At 32.9% G+C, this 19728-nt stretch carries 13 protein-coding genes, 3 pseudogenes and 1 other annotated feature; of the genes and pseudogenes, 5 read left to right on the top strand and 11 right to left on the bottom strand.

What is annotated here, in order from left to right; genetic code table 11:
- Positions 1-157 precede the first annotated feature (157 nt).
- A complete protein-coding gene (locus tag SBL15_RS03980; RefSeq protein ID WP_107611775.1) occupies positions 158-1417 on the top strand; it encodes an NAD(P)/FAD-dependent oxidoreductase in 1260 nt (419 codons plus the stop codon).
- Positions 1418-1509: 92 nt separating this feature from the next.
- Here SBL15_RS03980 and SBL15_RS03975 read toward each other — a convergent pair whose 3' ends face one another.
- Positions 1510-5691 (bottom strand): DUF1542 domain-containing protein, encoded by a 4182-nt coding sequence (locus SBL15_RS03975; protein WP_317955235.1) that lies wholly within the window; start codon positions 5689-5691, stop codon positions 1510-1512.
- A gap of 27 nt (positions 5692-5718) precedes the next feature.
- A pseudogene (locus SBL15_RS03970) lies at positions 5719-5829 on the bottom strand (DUF1542 domain-containing protein); the annotation flags it as partial.
- Between SBL15_RS03970 and SBL15_RS03965 the strand changes: the two are divergent.
- Positions 5777-5941, top strand: coding sequence for a hypothetical protein (locus tag SBL15_RS03965; protein ID WP_317955233.1), 165 nt, complete (start codon positions 5777-5779; stop codon positions 5939-5941). The pseudogene SBL15_RS03970 and the gene SBL15_RS03965 overlap by 53 nt on opposite strands.
- 5 nt (positions 5942-5946) lie before the next feature.
- Here the strand turns inward: SBL15_RS03965 and SBL15_RS03960 are convergent.
- The 5 genes and pseudogenes from SBL15_RS03960 to SBL15_RS03940 form a co-directional block, all read right to left on the bottom strand.
- Positions 5947-6252, bottom strand: a pseudogene (locus tag SBL15_RS03960) (DUF1542 domain-containing protein); the annotation flags it as partial.
- Positions 6253-6264: 12 nt separating this feature from the next.
- A complete protein-coding gene (locus SBL15_RS03955) occupies positions 6265-8853 on the bottom strand; it encodes a SasC/FmtB family protein (protein WP_411861505.1) in 2589 nt (862 codons plus the stop codon).
- 237 nt (positions 8854-9090) lie between these two features.
- Entirely contained in the window at positions 9091-9402 is a 312-nt protein-coding gene (locus SBL15_RS03950) for a rhodanese-like domain-containing protein (RefSeq protein WP_107612418.1), read from the bottom strand.
- Positions 9403-9422: 20 nt separating this feature from the next.
- Positions 9423-11837 carry a leucine--tRNA ligase gene (gene leuS / locus SBL15_RS03945; RefSeq protein ID WP_317955231.1) on the bottom strand — a complete coding sequence of 805 codons (2415 nt, stop codon included), beginning with the start codon at positions 11835-11837 and terminating at the stop codon, positions 9423-9425.
- A 47-nt stretch (positions 11838-11884) separates the two neighbouring features.
- Positions 11885-12070, bottom strand: a binding site (T-box leader).
- A gap of 68 nt (positions 12071-12138) precedes the next feature.
- A complete protein-coding gene (locus SBL15_RS03940; RefSeq protein ID WP_037536918.1) occupies positions 12139-13326 on the bottom strand; it encodes an MDR family MFS transporter in 1188 nt (395 codons plus the stop codon).
- A 109-nt stretch (positions 13327-13435) separates the two neighbouring features.
- Between SBL15_RS03940 and SBL15_RS03935 the strand changes: the two genes are divergently transcribed.
- Positions 13436-14395, top strand: a complete 960-nt coding sequence (locus tag SBL15_RS03935; RefSeq protein ID WP_037536920.1) for a TIGR01212 family radical SAM protein — start codon at positions 13436-13438, stop codon at positions 14393-14395.
- Positions 14392-14952 carry a class I SAM-dependent methyltransferase gene (locus tag SBL15_RS03930; protein ID WP_053018786.1) on the top strand — a complete coding sequence of 187 codons (561 nt, stop codon included), beginning with the start codon at positions 14392-14394 and terminating at the stop codon, positions 14950-14952. The genes SBL15_RS03935 and SBL15_RS03930 overlap by 4 nt, the downstream gene beginning before the upstream one ends.
- A gap of 142 nt (positions 14953-15094) precedes the next feature.
- On the opposite strand, the pseudogene SBL15_RS03925 reads toward SBL15_RS03930, so the two are convergent.
- Together SBL15_RS03925 and SBL15_RS03920 are read right to left on the bottom strand one after the other, a co-directional pair.
- Positions 15095-15496, bottom strand: a pseudogene (locus tag SBL15_RS03925) (transcriptional regulator, SarA/Rot family).
- A 469-nt stretch (positions 15497-15965) separates the two neighbouring features.
- Positions 15966-16793, bottom strand: coding sequence for an alpha/beta hydrolase (locus SBL15_RS03920; protein WP_317955229.1), 828 nt, complete (start codon positions 16791-16793; stop codon positions 15966-15968).
- 225 nt (positions 16794-17018) lie between these two features.
- Between SBL15_RS03920 and SBL15_RS03915 the strand changes: the two genes are divergently transcribed.
- Positions 17019-18020, top strand: a complete 1002-nt coding sequence (locus SBL15_RS03915) for a proline dehydrogenase family protein (RefSeq protein WP_070581345.1) — start codon at positions 17019-17021, stop codon at positions 18018-18020.
- Positions 18021-18070: 50 nt separating this feature from the next.
- On the opposite strand, the gene ribE is transcribed toward SBL15_RS03915, so the two are convergent.
- On the bottom strand, positions 18071-18529 hold the full coding sequence (gene ribE, locus SBL15_RS03910; protein WP_011275457.1) for a 6,7-dimethyl-8-ribityllumazine synthase: 459 nt from the start codon (positions 18527-18529) through the stop codon (positions 18071-18073).
- 11 nt (positions 18530-18540) lie between these two features.
- Complete coding sequence (gene ribB / locus SBL15_RS03905; RefSeq protein ID WP_107612405.1) at positions 18541-19722, bottom strand: 3,4-dihydroxy-2-butanone-4-phosphate synthase; 1182 nt, start codon at positions 19720-19722, stop codon at positions 18541-18543.
- Positions 19723-19728 lie beyond the last annotated feature (6 nt).

The following is a 19728-nucleotide window of genomic DNA, read 5'->3' as shown; positions in this document are numbered from 1 at the left end:
AATAGTTTTGCTAAATTTAAGTTTAAGCCCATAATAAATCAAGATATATAATTGATTAATGATGAACCAATCTTAAATTATAACTAAATTTATTGAGAATTCAAACGTATTTTAATTTATAATAAGAGAACTATGATTAACAAATGGAGGTTACTCTATGTATCAAACGATTATTATAGGTGGTGGACCTAGTGGGCTTATGGCAGCCGTTGCTGCATCAGAACAAAGTCAAAATGTACTTTTATTGGAGAAGAAAAAAGGTCTAGGTAGAAAACTTAAAATTTCAGGTGGTGGTAGATGTAATGTTACAAATCGTTTACCTTATGCAGAAATAATAAAAAATATCCCTGGTAATGGAAAATTTTTATATAGCCCCTTTTCAGTGTTTGATAATGAATCGATAATCGACTTCTTTGAATCTAGAGGTGTCAAATTAAAAGAAGAAGACCATGGACGTATGTTCCCTGTCTCAAATAAATCTCAAGATGTAGTTGATACACTTGTAAATACCATTAAACAAAATAAAGTTGACATAAAAGAGGAAACTATCGTAAATGATATTAATGTAGAAGATAACGGGACTTTTAGCGTTATAACTGATAAAGGTATTTTTTCAAGTAAAAGTGTAATTATTGCAACTGGTGGAACTAGTGTGCCTCAAACAGGTTCAACGGGTGATGGCTATAAGTTTGCTCAAAAATTAGGACATAGTATCACTGAACTCTTCCCTACTGAAGTCCCTATAACTTCAGCAGAGGCCTTTATTAAATCTAAAGAACTTAAAGGTTTAAGCCTAAAAGACGTAGAATTATCTGTACTTAAGAAAAATGGTAAAAAAAGAATAAGTCATAAAATGGATATGATATTCACTCATTTTGGTATAAGTGGTCCTGCAGCGCTAAGATGTAGTCAATTTGTTTATAAAGAACAAAAAAGCCAAAATAAAAAAGAGATTAAAATGCAATTAGATGTGTTTCCAGAATTTAAAAATCACCTATTAGAAGAGAAGATAACATCCATCTTAAGTGAAGAACCTGACAAATATATAAAAAATAGTTTGAGAAGATTAATAGAAGAAAGGTATCTTCTATTTATGCTAAAACAAGCTCAAATTGATGAAAATACTACTTTTCATCATTTATCAAATCAGCAACTTAAACAATTAGTTGAATGCTTTAAAGCGTTTACTTTTGAAGTTAATGGTACACTACCAATTGATAAAGCGTTTGTAACTGGTGGTGGTGTAAGTTTAAAAGAAATTTGGCCAAAAACGATGATGTCTAAAATTCAACCAGGACTATTTTTATGTGGTGAAGTCTTAGATATTCACGGTTATACTGGAGGATATAATATCACAAGTGCGTTAGTTACCGGCCATGTAGCGGGAAATGAAGCAGCCATATTTCAAATAGAATAAAAGAACTTCCTTCAAACATATTGGTATTCAAAATGTTTGAAGGAAGTTTTATTAAACTTTAATTTGATTGTCAAAAATAGTGCAATTCAATCTTATTTAGCATTTTTTCTTCGTTTTGATATTAATAGCAAGAATAATCCACTTATTAAGGATAGTTGAGTTAATGGTACGACGTTATATGTCATATTCACACCTGTATTAGGCAGTTGTGTGCTTCCATTAAACTTAGTTACTTCTAATTTAGAATTTACTTTTTCTTTTTTATTTTTAGATTCTTCTTTTTGTATTTCATTCTCTTTTTCAGTACTTTGCACAATATTAAATTTAATATTATTAAGTTTAACCTTTGTTTCTTCAACAATTTGCTTTAATAGAATATCATGTTTAGCTTTAGCAACTTGTTGTAATGAACTTTTAACAATATCATCTATAAGTGCTTTTAACTTATTCTTTTCTTCATTAGAAATATTTTGAGAATTTTCTATATTTCTTTTTGCTTCACTTGCCTTATTTAAAATTATTTTTTTAGCATTTAGTTTAGCTTTAGCTATAGTATTTGTTTCTGAAATTAACTTACTATATTTATCATCAATATTATTTACTTCACTATTACTTTTTGCTTTTTTGATTGCTGTGTAAGCTTTATTTATAATTTGATCAATCTTATGTTTAGCACGCGATTTTTCTTCATCAGTTGCAAATTGATTTGAATCAATTTTTGCTTTTTGTTTTGTTGCAATATCCATAAGATGTTTGAGCGCTTTTTCTTTCGCAATAACTGTAGTATGAACATTTTTAATTTGCAATTCACCTTTATTTAAAGACTCGTCGACTTCGTTATTGTTTAAAGATTTATCAATATTTTCTTTCGCAATTCTAACTGCTTCATCAACTTTGGCTTTGGCTACTGATTTTTCTTTATCTGTCGCATTTGGTGTTTGATCGATTTCAGTTTTTTTAGCTTGCGCTGCATTATCAATCGCTTTTTTTGCTTCGTCTTTCTTAACAACCGTTGGTTGGACGTGATTAATTACTTCTACGCCATTTGTTTTAGCAATGTCTATACCAGTATTGTTTGTTGCTTGGTCTATTGCCGTTTTCGCATTGGTTGCTGCTTCATCGACTTTCGTTTTTGCCTCTGCTTTTTCTTCATCTGTCGCATTTGGTGTTTGATCAATTTCAATTCTCTTAGCTTCAGCGGCTTTGTCGATTGCTGCTTTTGCTTCGTCTTTCTTAACTACCGTTGGTTGGATATTGTTGACTGCTTTTACACCGTTTGTTTTCGCAGTTTCTACACCAGCATTGTTTGTTGCTTGGTCTATTGCTTTCTTCACTTCTGTTACTGCACCATCGACTTTCGCTTTTGCCTCTGCTTTCTCCTCATCCGTCGCATTTGGTGTTTGATCAATTTCCGCTTTCTTCGCTTCGGCTGCTTTGTCAATCGCTTTTTTTGCTTCGTCCTTCTTAACAACCGTTGGTTGCACTTGATTGATTGCTTCTACACCGTTTGTTTTCGCAGTATCTACACCAGCATTGTTTGTTGCTTGGTCTATTGCTTTCTTCGCTTCGGTTACTGCATCATCGACCTTAGCTTTTGCCGCTACTTTTTCTTCTTCTGTCGCATTTAGCGTTTGATCGATTTCTGCTTTTTTAGTTCTAGCTGCATTATCAATCGCTTTTTTTGCTTCATCTTTTTTAACAACCGTCGGTTGGACGTGATTAATTGCTTCTATACCGTTTGTTTTCGCAGTATCTACACCAGCATTGTTTGTTGCTTGGTCTATTGCTTTCTTCGCTACTGTTACTGCATCATCGACCTTAGCTTTTGCCGCTACTTTTTCTTCTTCTGTCGCATTTGACGTTTGATCGATTTCTGCTTTTTTAGTTCTAGCTGCATTATCAATCTCTGTTTTCGCTTCATCTTTCTTAACGACCGTTGGTTGGATATTGTTGATTGCTTCTACGCCACTTGTTTTCGCAGTTTCTACACCATTGTCATTTGTTGCTTGGTCTATTGCTTTCTTCACTTCTGTTACTGCATCATCGACCTTAGCTTTTGCCGCTACTTTTTCTTCTTCTGTCGTATTTAGCGTTTGATCGATTTCTGCTTTTTTAGTTCTAGCTGCATTATCAATCGCTACTTTTGCTTCATCTTTTTTAACAACTGTCGGTTGGATGTGATTGATTACTTCTACACCGTTTGTTTTCGCAGTTTCTACACCAGTGTTATTTGTCGCTTGGTCTATTGACGTTTTCGCATTGTTTGCTGCTTCATCAACTTTCGCTTTTGCCTCTGCTTTCTCCTCATCCGTCGAGTTAGGCGTTTGATCGATTTCAGTTTTTTTAGTTCTAGCTGCATTATCAATCACTGCTTTTGCTTCATCTTTTTTAACAACTGTCGGTTGGATGTGATTGATTGCATCTAAACCATTTGTTTTTGCGTTATCTACACCGGTGTTATTTGTTGCTTGGTCTATTGCTTTCTTCGCTTCTGTTACTGCTACATCAACTTTCGCTTTCGCTGCCTCTTTTTCTTCCTTAGTCGCATTATGATTGCTATCAATCGCTGATTTCTTAGCTTTCACTAAGTCATCAATTGCTTTTTTAGCTTCGTCTTTTTTCAATACTTCAACTACAACACTATTAATATCATTTGTTCCTTTATCTTTGACTTGATCAACATCACTATTTGTAGATGCTTGGTCTATTGCTTTCTTAGCTTTAGTAACTTCTTCATCAACCTTAGCTTTTGCTGCATCTTTTTCTTCTTTTGTTGCATTTGGTGTTTGATCTATTAAATCTTTTTTAGCTTTTGCTACTTCATCAATTGCTTGTTTAGCTTCAGGTTTTTTAACTGTTTCAGGTTGAATAGCAGTTATGGCTGTATAACCATTATTATTTCCTTGGTCAACTTGGTCATTAGTAGTTGCTTGGTCAATCACATTTTTAGCTTTAGTAACCTCTTCGTCGACTTTAGATTTGGCTACATCTTTTTCTTCTTTAGTCGCGTTAATATTACTATCAATTTCCTGTTTCTTAGCTTTGGCTACTTCATCGATAGCACGTTTGGCATCTGCTTTTTTATTTGTTTCAGGTTGAATAGATGTAATAGTTGTAACACCTTGATTTTTAGCTTGATCTACTGATTCATTTGTTGTCACATTATCAATTGCTTGTTTTGCTTTTGTTGCCTCTTCATCAACTTTTGCTTTCGCCGCATCTTTTTCTTCTTTTGTTGCTTCTTGATTTTGATCTATTTCTGCCTTTTTAGCTATTACTTCATCTTCAATTGCTTTTTTAGCTTCTGCCTTTTTAACTATTTCTGGTTGAATTGAAGAAATAGTTGTTACACTTGATGTTTTAGCTTGATCTACATCATTATTTGTAGATGCTTGGCTAATCGCTGCTTTTGCTTTAGTGGCTTCTTCATCCACTTTTGCTTTTGCTGCATCTTTTTCTTCTTTTGTTGCTTCTTGATTTTGATCTATTTCTGCCTTTTTAGCTGTCACTGCATCATCGATGGCTTGTTTAGCTTCTGACTTTTTAACAACTTCTGGTTGGATTGAAGAAATTATTGCTTCCCCTGTTGATTTAGCTTGTTCTACATCACTATTTGTAGATGCTTGGTCAATCGTTGCTTTTGCTTTAGTGGCTTCTTCATCCACTTTTGTTTTTGCTGCTTCTTTTTCTTCTTGTGTAGCATTTTCATTATTATCAATTTCTTGTTTTTTAGCAGCTAATGCCACATCGATAGCTTGTTTAGCCGTAGCTTTTTTAACTGCATCTACTTGAATACCTGCTATTGTAGCAGTTTCAGAATTTTGTACTTGATCTACATCATTATTTGAATTTGCTTGATTAATTGCATCTTTCGCTTTTTGTACTTCAGCATCTACCTTTGCTTTTGCTGCTTCTTTTTCTTCTTGCGTAGCTGTTGGATGTTGATCAATTTCTTGTTTCTTAGCTGTTGCTGCATCATCAATTGCTTTTCTTGCTGCTACTTTTTTAACAACATCAGGTTGAATAATTGAAATAGCGTTATTACCTAAGTCTTTCGCTTGATCTACACCATCATTTGTTGTTGCTTGATCAATCGCTGCTTTGGCCTTAGTAACTTCGGCATCTACTTTTGCTTTTGCCGCGTCTTTCTCTTCTTGTGTTGCGTCACTATTATTGTCGATTGCTGCTTTCTTAGCATTAGCACTATCATCGATTGCTCTTTTAGCAGATGATTTCTTAATTGTTTCTGGTTGGATAGCTTCAATAGTTGACACACTAGATGACTTAGCTTGTTCTACATCACTATTTGTATTAGCTCGATCAATCGCTGCTTTCGCTTTTGTAGCTTCAGCATCAACCTTGTCTTTTGCAGCTTGTTTTTCTTCATCTGTAGCATCAGCAACAGTATCAATTGCTGCTTTTTTAGCAACAACTTCATCATCAATTGCTTTTCTTGCTGCTGCCTTTTTAGTAACTTCTGGTTGGATACTAGCAATTGTATTATTACCATTAGTTTGTTCTTGATCAACACTATCATTTGTTGTAGCTTGTGTAATTGCTTGTTTAGCTGCTGAGACAGCGGCATCAACTTTCTCAATTGCTTCATCTTTTTCTTCTTGTGTTGCATCTGGCGTATTATTTATAGCTTCTTTTTTAGCAGTTGCAGCATCGTCAATTGCTTTTCTTGCTGCTGCTTTCTTAACCGTCTCAGGAAGAATTCCAGAAATTATTGTAGTGTTGTTGGTTATTGCTTCATCTACTGCGTTATTTGTAGTTGCAGCATCAATTGCAGCCTTTGCTTGTTTAGCTGCTTCATCAATTTTGGCTAAAGCTACATCTTTTTCTTCTTATGTTGCCTCATTGTTATTATTGACTAATGCCTTTTGATTTAAGACCGCTATATCAATCGATTGTTTCGCATCTGATTTTTTAACTATTTCTGGTTGAATATTGTTAATTGCACTAATACCACGCGCTTGAAATTCATCAACACCATTATTAGTTGTTGACATATCTATGAGTCTGTCTGCCTTTCTAACTTCATCAGTTACTCTTTGAATAGCTGCATCTTTTTCTTCTTGAGTTGCATCACTCATTTGATTAATTAAAGCTTTTTTCGCTTCAGCTGCTTGTTCTATAGCCTTTTTACCATTTGCTTTTTTTATAACAACCGCATCAATAGTATTAATAATATCTATACCATTAGTTTGCGCTTGATCTACATCATTATTTGATGTAGCTTGATCAATTAAAGCTTTTGCTTTGTTTGCTTCTTCAGTAGCTTTATTCATTGCTACCTCTTTTTCTTCTTGTGTTGCATCGTAATGACCGTCAATGAATACTTTACGTTGGGTTAAAGCCGCTTCAATTGCTTGTTTTGCTTCAGCTTTTTTAGTAGCCGTTACATTAATTGAATTAATTTGAGAGATACTGCTTTCTTTTAGTGGAGCGATATCATTACTAATAGTTAATTTATCAATTTCAGCTTTATTCTCGTTAAATTTATTTTGTAATTTAGTTAAAGCAGCTTGTTTTTCTTCAGTTGTGGCTTCAGTATTACTATTGATAACACTTTCTCTAGCTTTAGCTGCTTTATCTATATCAAATTTAGCTTTTGCTTTCTCTAAGTTAAGTAATAATTTATTGATTTCTGCTTGGTTCTTTCTATCGGTTAATGGTGTAGCATCTGTTTCATTTTTTACAACCTTTGCATTTGTTAGTGCTGTTTGTAGGTTGTTCCATGCTTCTGTAGAATAATCATTTTGATTGACTTGTGCAAGCTCAGTTTCAATCTCACTTATTTTACTATTAATGGCATCTTTATACATATTGACAGTTACAGATTGCGTTGGAGCTATTGTACTACCTTGTCTTTGATCGCTCTCAGTAATAATAAATTCATTATTACCACCATATCTTAAGTAGTTGTTGTCACCAGGTGTTTGCACAGCAAGGTCTCTTGAACCATTTTGACGGTTCATGTTAATTCCTTCAGTTTGATAAATTAGATTCGCATTAAAATCCTTTTTAATTGGAACTGTAGTAGGTAATGATACAGTATAAGAAATATCACGTGTAGTACCAGCATTTATTGGATTAATATTAAGTGTAAGTTCTCTAGTATCTTCATTAAATGTACCAGTTGCATTCTCAGCTGAGACAAAAGTCACCCCTTCAGGTAATACAACTTTATATTGTGTTTTGTTAGAACTAGAGTGACCTTTGTTCTCAATAGAAACATTTAATTTAGCATTTACATCAGGTGAACTATTAGATGTAGAGTTAGCTTGGTATTCAGTTTGAGCTGCACTCACTTTTAAATATGCACCAGTATTAACAGAAACATCCGCAACTACACCACCACCAAAGTTATTAGGACCTTTAAGTAAACGATGTCCATTATAAGTGTCATGACTGACATTCACTAAAGACTCAAATTGTAATCTGATTCTTGAAATGTTTTCAGGTACATTAAAAACACCTTTAAAAATACCGAAAGGTTGGCTACTTGTTTTAGGCGTACCTTTATACAATAATGTTGATGGATTATTAGCATCATATATAAACATGCGTGCACTATTAAACCCTGAAATATTACCTATTGAGGAACCTAAGTAATGGAATTGTAATTCAGAACCAGGTGTAACATCGATATCTTGATATATCGGTCCTACACTATTATCTGGTCTTCCGTAAGATAAATTATAGCTATACTTAGATAATACAGCACCAATTTTGTTATTAGTCTTGTCGAATGTGATATAAGTGTATGATGGTAATACTTTTGGTCCCCATACTAGTGGTATTTGTGTTTGTTGGCTATTCACTACTTTCCATCCAGGAATCTTACTTGCTTCATCCATAGCAGATTCTGTAGCTGCTGTAGGAATTTCAGCTCCGTTAGATGTATCAGTAAAGTTACCGTTAATGATTTGACCAGAGTTTGTTTCATTGATAGCCATTGGGTCTTGTTGTGTTTGAGTATTTGAAGTTGCATCATTAGCATCACGTTTCACTCGTTTGTGAGTTGGTGCCGATTTACTATTCTTATTAGATTCATTGTTATCTAAAATTGGTTGATTTGTGTCAACATTATTACCTTTAACTTTTGACTTATCTATATCTTTGTCAGATATTTCAGTGCTATTTTTATTTTCTGTGCTATTTGTAGTTTGAGTTTTATTTGGAACTTCAGTAGTCTCACTAACAGCCTCTTTATTCAAAGTAGGATTAGCATTTATCTTAGATTCACTTTTAGATGAATCTTTAATAGCATCTGATTGATGTTGATTTAAATCCTCCGTATTTTTTGATTCAGTAATTTTTTGTTGAGCTGATTGACTATGCTCATCTAATTCAGCTGCATGTCCTGTGTGAGTGATAAATGCTAGAGTAGCAATCACTGTTGAGAACGTCCCAACTGTAAATTTACGTATACTGAATTTTTGTTTTTTAAATAGATTTATTAAATATCCTCCTTGTAGTCTGATCTTGATGTCTTTGATTTAATGAATTAGTCAAAATATAGTCTGTACACTATTTGACCACTTACGAAATTATTCTATCATTATTAATTATTGTACGCTAGTGTATATTTAATTATTCTTTTAAAAATATAATAAAATATGATCGCAAAAAAGAGACTGACATATTAGTCAGCCTCTTAATGTTAATTAGATGCTATCAATAACTGTACCTTCAGTACCCCACTCATTCATGCCACCTTCAACATTAATAGCATGTACACCTTGATCTTCTAAATATTTTACAACTTTTGCACTACGCATTCCTGCGGCGCAAATAATATAATAGGTTTCACTTTTATTAAAATGATTTAAGTTGTCAGGAATTTGATCCATTGGAATTGTTTTAGCTCCAGGAATAACTCCCATTGCAGTTTCTTCTTCAGTACGAACGTCCACAATATTCACTGGATTAGATTCTAATACTTTTTCTTTTAATTGATCTACTGTAATAGATTCCATTATTAAAACTCCTTATATTATTATTTTACAACGATGTTAACAAGTTTTTGAGGGACTGCGATTACTTTTTTAATGTCTTTACCCTCAATCGATAGTTTAACATTTTCATCTTGTAATGCTAATGTTTCCATTTCATCTTTAGAAGTATCTTTAGGAATATTTAATTTTGCTCTTACTTTACCGTTCACTTGTACTACAATTTCAACCTCTGAATCTACAAGTAATGATTCATCATAAGTTGGCCATGGTTGATAAGTAATAGTGTCTTCATTACCTAAACGGTTCCATAATTCCTCACCAATATGTGGCGCAATAGGAGCCAACATTTTTACAAACCCTTCAGCATATGGTTGATAAATCGTTTCTGCTTTGTAGCAATCATTAATAAATACCATTAATTGACTTATCGCAGTATTAAAGTTTAATGTGTTGAAGTCTTCTGTAACTTTTTTAACAGTTTGGTTATACACTTTATCTAATCCATTATCATTATTTTCAACTATTTTATTTGATAATGAACCGTCTTCATTAATGAATAGTCTCCAAACACGGTCTAAGAAACGTCTTGAACCATCAAGACCATTTTCACTCCAAGCAATAGCTGCATCTAATGGTCCCATAAACATTTCATATAATCGTAATGTATCAGCACCGTGTGAATCTACAATATCATCTGGATTAACTACGTTGCCTTTAGACTTACTCATTTTCTCGTTTCCTTCACCAAGTATCATACCTTGATTAAATAATTTTTGGAATGGCTCTTTAGTAGGTACTACACCTAAATCGTAAAGAACTTTGTGCCAGAATCTAGCATAAAGTAAGTGAAGTACAGCATGTTCTACCCCACCAATGTATAAATCTACTGGTAACCAGTGTTTTAATTTTTCTGGGTCAGCTAACATATTACTATTATGAGGATCAATATATCTTAAGTAATACCAGCAACTTCCTGCCCATTGAGGCATAGTATTAGTTTCACGACGACCCTTCATGCCTGTCTTTTCATCAACAACATTCACAAACTCATCGATATTAGCTAATGGAGATTCACCTGTGCCAGAAGGTTTAATTTCATTAGTTTCTGGTAGTAAAAGTGGTAACTCATCTTCTGGAACTGTAGTCATAGTACCATCTTCCCAATGAATAACTGGTATTGGTTCACCCCAATAACGTTGTCTGCTGAATAGCCAATCTCTTAATTTATAATTTACTTTTTTCTCTCCAGCACCATTCGTTTCTAGTAATTCAATTGCTTTAGTAATAGCCGCTTCATTATCTAAACCATTAAGTTCTCCTGAGTTAACATGTTGACCTTCACCAGTATATGCCTCTTTTTGCACATCGCCGCCTTCAATGACTTCGATAATAGGTAAATCAAATTTAGTTGCAAACTCGTGATCACGTTCATCATGCGCGGGTACAGCCATGACTGCGCCTGTACCATAGTTAGAAAGTACATAATCCGCAATCCAAATTGGTAATTTCTCACCTGATAATGGATTTATAGCATAAGCACCTATGAAGACACCTGATTTATCTTTGGCTAAATCTGTTCGTTCAAGGTCAGATTTTTTAGATGCGTCTTCTTGATATTTTTTTACTTCTTCTAATTTATCTTCAGAAGTAATAGCATTTACGAGATCATGTTCCGGACTTAATACTAAGAAAGTTGTACCGTAAATTGTATCTGGTCTCGTTGTAAACACATCGATACTAGCATCTTCATTTTCAATTTTAAAAGAAACACGCGCACCTTCTGAACGTCCAATCCAATTACGTTGCATGTCTTTAATAGATTCTGGCCAGTTTAGTTCATCTAAATCTTCTAATAATCGGTCAGCATATTCAGTAATTTTTAATACCCATTGCTTCATAGGTCGTCTATATACTGGATGTCCTCCACGTTCAGAAACTCCATCAACAACTTCTTCATTAGATAGAACAGTTCCTAAAGCTGGACACCAGTTAACAGCAACTTCATCTACATAGGCTAAACCTTTATTATACAGTTGGATAAAAATCCATTGTGTCCATTTATAATATTCAGGGTCAGTAGTATTTACCTCTCTATCCCAATCATAACTGAAACCTAATTCTTGTATTTGACGTTTAAAAGTTTGAATATTTTGCTTTGTAAATTCCCTAGGATCATTACCAGTATCTAATGCATATTGTTCAGCAGGTAATCCAAAAGCATCCCATCCCATTGGATGAAGTACATTATAACCTTGCATACGTTTATATCTAGAAACAATATCAGTAGCTGTGTAACCTTCTGGATGCCCTACGTGTAAACCAGCTCCAGATGGATAAGGGAACATATCTAATGCATAAAATTTCTTTTGTCCTAGATTATCACTCGTTTTAAACGTTTTGTTGTCTGCCCAATAATTTTGCCATTTTTTCTCAATTTCCTTGTGATTATATCCCAAATCTTTTTCCTCCTATAAATAAAAAAACACCTCAAACTATTATTTATTAAAGGGACGACTTTTAGCCGCGGTACCACCCTAATTCACAAAAATTGTGCACTTTATAATAGTAAGAGATGTTTATAATTTAATCGAATAACGGTAAGTTCACTTAATTCTTAACACTAGTTCTCACCACCACTAGCTCTCTGATGAAAAGTACTTAAGTTACTACTCCAATACATTTTAATATTATGAGATTCAAGTACTAATTGCAAGTGGTAGTTACTATTTTGTTTAAACTCATGTATAAATAAAATTTCTATCTTGATTGTCGCGATTGATTTCCTTTAGGCAGTCCTTTATCAAAGATTGAAAGGAAAATAATTCCTACAATTAATAAGAACATGATGCCAATGAACATCGCACTCATATTAAAGGTATCAACTAATACCCCACCTATTAATGGACCAAATGCTTTACCAACAGTTGAAGCTGAGTTCACGACACCTTGATATTGACCTTGTTTTCCTTCTGGTGCTAAATAATTAGCTATAGTTGGTACTGCTGGCCAAACAAACATTTCACCAAAAGTTAATATAATCATTCCAATTAAAAATACAGTAAATTGTTCAGCGAAACTAGTCACAAAGAATGAAAGCATAAAAATTAAAATACCAACTAACATTTGATATTTTAAATTACCTTTTAATAAAATAATTGCTGGTCTTATTAACGGTTGAGCAACTAATATCATAATACCATTCACTGTCCATAATATACTGTATTGCGACATAGAAATATTTAATTCTTGAGTGAATGATGCAATTGTAGTTTCCCATTGAATGTAAGCAATCCAACAAATTGCAAACATTACACATAGTAGTAAGAGTGCAATGAAACGTTTTTTATTTTCTTTACTATGGATATCTAGACTATCAGGTGTTCTTATTTTAGCATGATATTCAAGATTAAATTGAGTTATCGCTACAATTCCAAACAAGACGTACATAATCAAGTTTGCTAAGAAAATATAATTAAAGCTTAATTCCGCAACGAAACCACCCATAGCTGCACCGGTTGCTACACCAATATTTTGAGCTAAGTATATTGCATTGAAAGTCGTTCTCCCCCCGTTAGGCCAAACGGCACCAGCCATTGCATATATCGCGGGAACTATCATTCCGCCACCAAAGCCTAACAATACTAACCAAACAGCATACCATGGCCATCCATGGAAGAAGTTTAAAAGCGTAGTACTGATTAAACATGTAACGGTACCGATCATAATTGTTCGATAACCACCTAATTTATCAAACAATGAACCTCCTAGTAAATTTCCGACTACCATTCCGAATGAATTAACCATTAGAACAATCGCAGCAATTGTCAGGCTCTTACCAAGCTCTTCTTTCATATAAATTGTGTTTAAAGGCCATAAAAAGCTAGAGCCAGTTATATTTAGCGCCATGCCTATAACTAGCCACCATACTGATCTAGGTATATTCATATTTTTAGTCCCCTCTTTATATTTTTGTTGAATTACATTAAACACTATAACATTAAAGTATGTTAAAATTTTTACTTAGAACTAAGTTAGATAGAAAGGAAAATGTGTTATGGGTAACTATTTCCCGTATGCCTTTGAAAATAAACGATATCATACATGGAATTACCATTTAAAAAATAAATTTGGTCAAAAGATTTTTAAAGTAGCACTTGATGGTGGATTTGACTGTCCTAACCGAGATGGCACAGTTGCACATGGTGGATGCACATTCTGTTCAGCCGCAGGTAGCGGTGACTTTGCTGGTAACAGAGCTGATCCAATTGAAGTTCAATTTCAACAAATTAAAGATAGGATGCATGAAAAATGGAGTGAGGGTAAATATATTGCCTACTTCCAAGCTTTCACAAATACGCATGCACCAGTAGAAGTATTAAAAGAAAAGTATGAGCCTGTCTTAAAAGAAGAAGGTGTTGTAGGTTTATCTATAGCAACCAGACCAGATTGTTTACCTGATGATGTAGTAGAATACTTAGCCGAGTTAAATGAACGTACTTATTTATGGGTAGAATTAGGTTTACAAACTGTACATCAAGAAACTTCAGACTTAATTAACCGTGCTCATGATATGCAAACTTATTATGATGGTGTTGCTAAACTAAGAAAACACAATATTAATGTGTGTACACATATTATTAATGGACTACCTGGCGAAGACTATCAAATGATGATGGAAACTGCACGTGAAGTAGCTCAAATGGATGTTCAAGGCATAAAAATACATTTACTTCATTTATTAAAAGGGACACCAATGGTTAAACAATATGAAAAAGGGATGCTTGAGTTTATGTCTCAAGAAGACTATACCAATCTAGTATGTGATCAATTAGAAATATTACCACCTGAAATGATTATTCATCGAATTACTGGAGATGGTCCAATTGATTTAATGGTTGGTCCTATGTGGAGTGTTAATAAATGGGAAGTTTTAAATGAAATTGATGATGAATTAGCACGACGCAACTCTTATCAAGGTAAACATTATTCATCTGAGGTAAAGGTTAACTCATGAAATTAGAACGTATTCTCCCCTTTTCAAAAACTTTAATAAAAGACCATATTAAACAAGATAGTATTGTCATTGATGCTACTTGTGGGAATGGTAATGACACGTTGTTTCTTGCACAACAGGTTCCAAATGGTCATGTTTTTGGTTTCGATATACAAGACTCAGCAATTCAGTTAACTTTCGAAAAAGTAAAAGCATTTCATAATGTAACATTAATTCGTGATGGCCATGAAAACATTAAGAACCACATTGACATTAAATTTAAAGGTCATATAGATGCAGCGATATTTAACCTCGGCTACTTACCTAAGGGTGATAAATCAATTGTTACGAGACCTGAAACTACAATAAAAGCAATTAATAGCATTTTTGATTATTTAAGTGTTGAAGGTATTATCGTGTTAGTTATATACCATGGGCATGCTGAAGGACAAATTGAACGAGATGCTTTATTAGGTTTCTTAGAACATTTTGATCAAGAAAAAGCTCATATTCTTAAATATCAATTTATGAATCAAGTGAATCACGCGCCATTTATATGTGCGATTGAGAAACGCTAAACCTAACATCATACATCATCTCTGACAAAATTTTAAATATCATATAAAATCCACTCCATATTTTAATTATGGAGTGGATTGTTTTGTCGAAAAATCTCTTTAAATTATATTTAAAACGATATAAACTAAAATATCAAATTGATTAAACACGCATTAATGAGTTTAGACTATTTTCAAGTATTTCATACCGTTTCTTAATAGTAGAAGTAATGAAATTTAGTAGTTCATTTTTAAGTTCTTGCTTCTCTTTATTAAAATGAATAATTACAGTTCGTTCATCATCTAATGGTCTCTCTTTAAATATCCATTCAGATTGAACAAGTTTGTTATATGTACGTGTACGTTTATACGATTTAATATTAACGTAACTATCCATTTCTTTTAACGTCATGGACCCTTTGTCCCATAAAGTTAGTAAAATAAGAACCTCTTCTTAAGTCAAATCATAAGTTTCATAAATTACTTTAAAAATCGAATTGATTTCTTTACACACTTCTTCAAGCTGCAAAATCATAGAAACATTCTCGCCTGCTTGATTATTCATGCTGCTCCCTCCCTAAATAATTGTACACATCCCGATTAAATAATTATAGAATTAACTATCATTATATATTTACCCAATTATTCTCGTTGTAATTAAACAATTTATAATAACTCCCAAAAATTAACTTACATTAAAGCATATGTTAAATTACTTTAAATTTGTATTGGTAATTCAACTAAATGTAATTAAAATTAAAAACATATACTATTTACATTATATTATATTTTTACTTTAATTTAAAATATGTCAACTCATAAATATTGAATTACCTTTGTGCATTAATCAATTGCATTACATATAATTATTTATAAAAAAAAGAGCCAGAACAGAATTCTTATCGAATTCTTAGTCCCAGCCCCTCAAGGATGACTAGAAATTAAGAAATATTATAAATTATTTCTTAATTTGATCAATTACGACGAATTTGCGTTATAGTAATGAAATATTACTTCATCATACACTCTGATTTTTAAAATTCTTCTATTTCTTCTTCATTTACTATAAAACCCATTGTATTCACACTATTATTTAAAAACGTCAACACGTAACGCATCACTTGATCACGTTCAGGTTCATTATGAATTTCATGATAGAAGCCTTCCCATACTTTAAAATAAAATTCATTAGAGTTTAAATTATTTTTAAGTTCATTGAATGAGCGTAATTCCAATAATTTATCTTCAGTCCCATACATTAGTAACGTTGGCATAGATTGTATATCTTTAAAATGTTGAACTGTATCTTTCATTGTTTCCAACACAATGTTATACCACTTGTAGGTTACTTTTCTTAACATTAATCCATCTTGTTTAGTTTCTTCAATAACTTCATCATTTCGCGTTAAATCTTTAGTTTCAATACCTAATTTGAATCGTGCGTCCTTAGAACCTTTACCTACATTTGAAATTAACATATTTTTACGTGTCTTATTATTTCTTTTAAATTCTAACAATGGAGAAAGGAGTAACATACCCTCGATAGGTAATTCTGTTTTTTCAAGTACATTTAATAAAATTAATCCACCTAGTCCAACACCCATGACAAAAGTAGGAATCTTGTATTCATTAGCAATTCTAACCCATTCTATTAGTGTTTCATGATAGATATCAAAATGCTCAAGTTGTCCCTTGTTTGCTCTAGAAGTTTGACCTTGACCAGGTAAATCACCCATTATAACGTGATAGCCATTGCGTCTTAACATTGTAATGACGTACGCATATCTGCCAGTGTGTTCTAAAATGTTATGTACTATAACCACGACACCTTTAGCATCGTGTTCAGTTTCCCATTTCCACATATGTATAATTCCTCTCTAACTTATATTTCAATAAATGTATTATATCAGATTATTGGTTTGGACTGGTGTAAATCTTAAAGACAAAGTGATTACAAATTTTAGTTCGATATTGTAATTATACCTTTTTTTATAGTATTCAGATAATTGAAAACGCTTTCTACAATCACCTATTCATGCTAAACTATTAATAAATTATAAGTTTTATGTAATATGGAGGAATGGGATATGTCACTTTTTAAGAATTTTTTTATTGCATTATCAAATAGCACTTATTTAAATGAAACAGCAAAAAAAGTAGGTCCTAAAATGGGTGCAAATAAAGTTGTGGCTGGTAATACTATCGAACAATTAATTGACACAATTGAGAGACTCAACGATAAAAATATAGCTGTTACAGTTGATAATCTTGGAGAGTTTGTAGGAACGGTTGAAGAGGCTACTCAAGCTAAGAATGAAATTTTAGAAGTTATGCAAGCTATTAAAGATTATAATGTTGATGCTCATATGTCTGTAAAATTAAGTTCTCTTGGTGGTGAATTTGATACTGAGCTAGCTTATAATAATTTAAGAGAGATTCTACTTAAAGCCAACGAATTTGATAATATGCATATTAATATCGACACTGAAAAATATGACAGTTTACAGCAAATCGTTGAAGTGTTAGATAGACTTAAAGGGGAATTCAGAAACGTTGGAACAGTAATACAAGCTTACCTTTATGATGCAATTGACTTAATTGAAAAATATCCTAATTTGCGCTTAAGATTAGTTAAAGGTGCATATAAAGAAGATGAACAAATTGCATATCAAACTAAAGAAGAGATTGATGCAAATTACATAAAAATCATTGAGAAACGTCTTTTAAATGCGAAAAACTATACTTCAATCGCTACACACGACGATCAAATAATTAATCACGTTAAACAATTTGTTAAATCACATAATATTGATAGAGATCAATTTGAATTCCAAATGTTATACGGATTCCGTAGTGAGTTAGCTGAGGATATTTCTCGTCAAGGATACCATTTCACAATTTATGTTCCTTATGGCAATGATTGGTTCGGTTACTTCATGCGTAGATTAGCTGAACGCCCTCAAAACCTTGCTCTTGCATATCAAGAATTTGTTTCAACTAAAACATTGAAGAAAATTGGTCTTTTCACTAGCCTAGGCCTTGGAGTAGCATTTATTATTTCTGGTTTTACAAGATTATTAAAAAGATAAAAAATAATCCTCGACACTGCTAAAGCTTTGTCGAGGATTTATATTTTTAATTAAAATTGTTTTAATAAATTTGCCATTTCAATAGCACTTACTGCTGCTTCAGCACCTTTATTACCCGCTTTAGTTCCAGCTCTTTCAACCGCTTGTTCAATACTTTCAGTGGTTAATACGCCAAATATAACTGGAATATCACTTACATCATTTGCCTTTGATACTCCTTTAGCAACTTCATTACATACATAATCATAATGAGATGTTGCACCTCTAATTACACAACCTAAAGTGATGACTGCGTCATATTCACCTTTTTGAGCTAGTTTTTTAGAAACTAAAGGAATTTCAAAGGCACCAGGTACATAAGCAACATCTATATTACTATCTTCCACACCATGACGAACAAGTGTATCTTTCGCACCATCTAATAAACGGTTCGTTATAAAATCATTAAATCGACTTACAACAATAGCTACTTTTAGATCTGTTCCTACTAATTTACCTTCAAAATTCATCTTTATTCCTCCTAAATTAAATGTCCCATTTTTATTTTTTTAGTATTCATATAATCATGATTATGTTCTGTTTCAGCTACAATAATTGGTGTGCGGTCCGCAACTTTAATACCATACTCAGATAATCCCTCAAATTTTTTAGGATTATTACTTAACAAATTCACTTGTTGTACATTGAAATAATTTAAAATTTGAGCAGCTATATGATAATCCCTTAAATCTTCGTCAAATCCTAAAGCTAGGTTGGCAGTTACTGTATCATGACCTTGTTCAATCAATTCGTATGCTCTTAATTTATTGATTAACCCTATGCCTCTTCCTTCTTGAGGCAAATAAATGATCATGCCACCATGCTCATTTATATATTTCATCGCTGATTCTAGTTGTGCACCACAATCACATCTTTGACTATGGAAAATATCACCTGTTAAACATGCAGAATGAATACGCACATTCTCTGTGGCACGGGGTTCTCCTTTAGCAAGTACAACAATTTCTTCTTTAGTTAATGATGATTCGAATCCATACATTTCAAAAGCTCCATGATCTGTTGGCATATTAACTTTTGCTTTTAACTCAACACCAGTGCCTTTGTCTTTTCGATAATTAACTAAACTTTCAATAGTAATCATTTTAAGACCATGTTGATGTTTAAACGCTTCTAGTTGCTCACCTTTAGCCATTGTCCCATCTTCATTCATGATCTCACATATAACACCTGCTGGAGCTGCTTTCGTTAGTTTCGCTAAATCTACAGCTGCTTCTGTATGACCAGTACGTTCCAACACACCGTTTTCTTTAGCTATTAGTGGAAAAAGATGTCCAGGTTTATGGAAATCTTCGGGCTCAGATTCTGGATTAATTAAAGCGCGTGCCGTTGCCATTCTATCAAATGCACTTATACCGGTTGATGTTGTAGCGTGATCGATACTTACTGTGAAATTAGTTCCAAAACCATCCGTGTTATGTTCTACCATAGGTATTAAATTAAATTTGAGTGCCAAGTCTTTACTAATTGGTGCACAAATTAGCCCTCTACCTTCTTTAGCCATAAAATTAATAGTATTATCATTCATCCATTGTGTTATAGCTACAAGATCTCCTTCATTTTCACGATCCTCGTCATCCACAACAATAATACTTTCACCACGTTTTAAAGCACTTAATGCATCCTTAATTTCGTCAAATTCCATCTATAA

This window comes from Staphylococcus sp. NWU MKU2, from assembly GCF_033283605.1.
Classification (GTDB): Bacteria; Bacillota; Bacilli; order Staphylococcales; family Staphylococcaceae; genus Staphylococcus; species Staphylococcus haemolyticus.
This window is presented reverse-complemented; position numbering and strand designations above follow the sequence as displayed.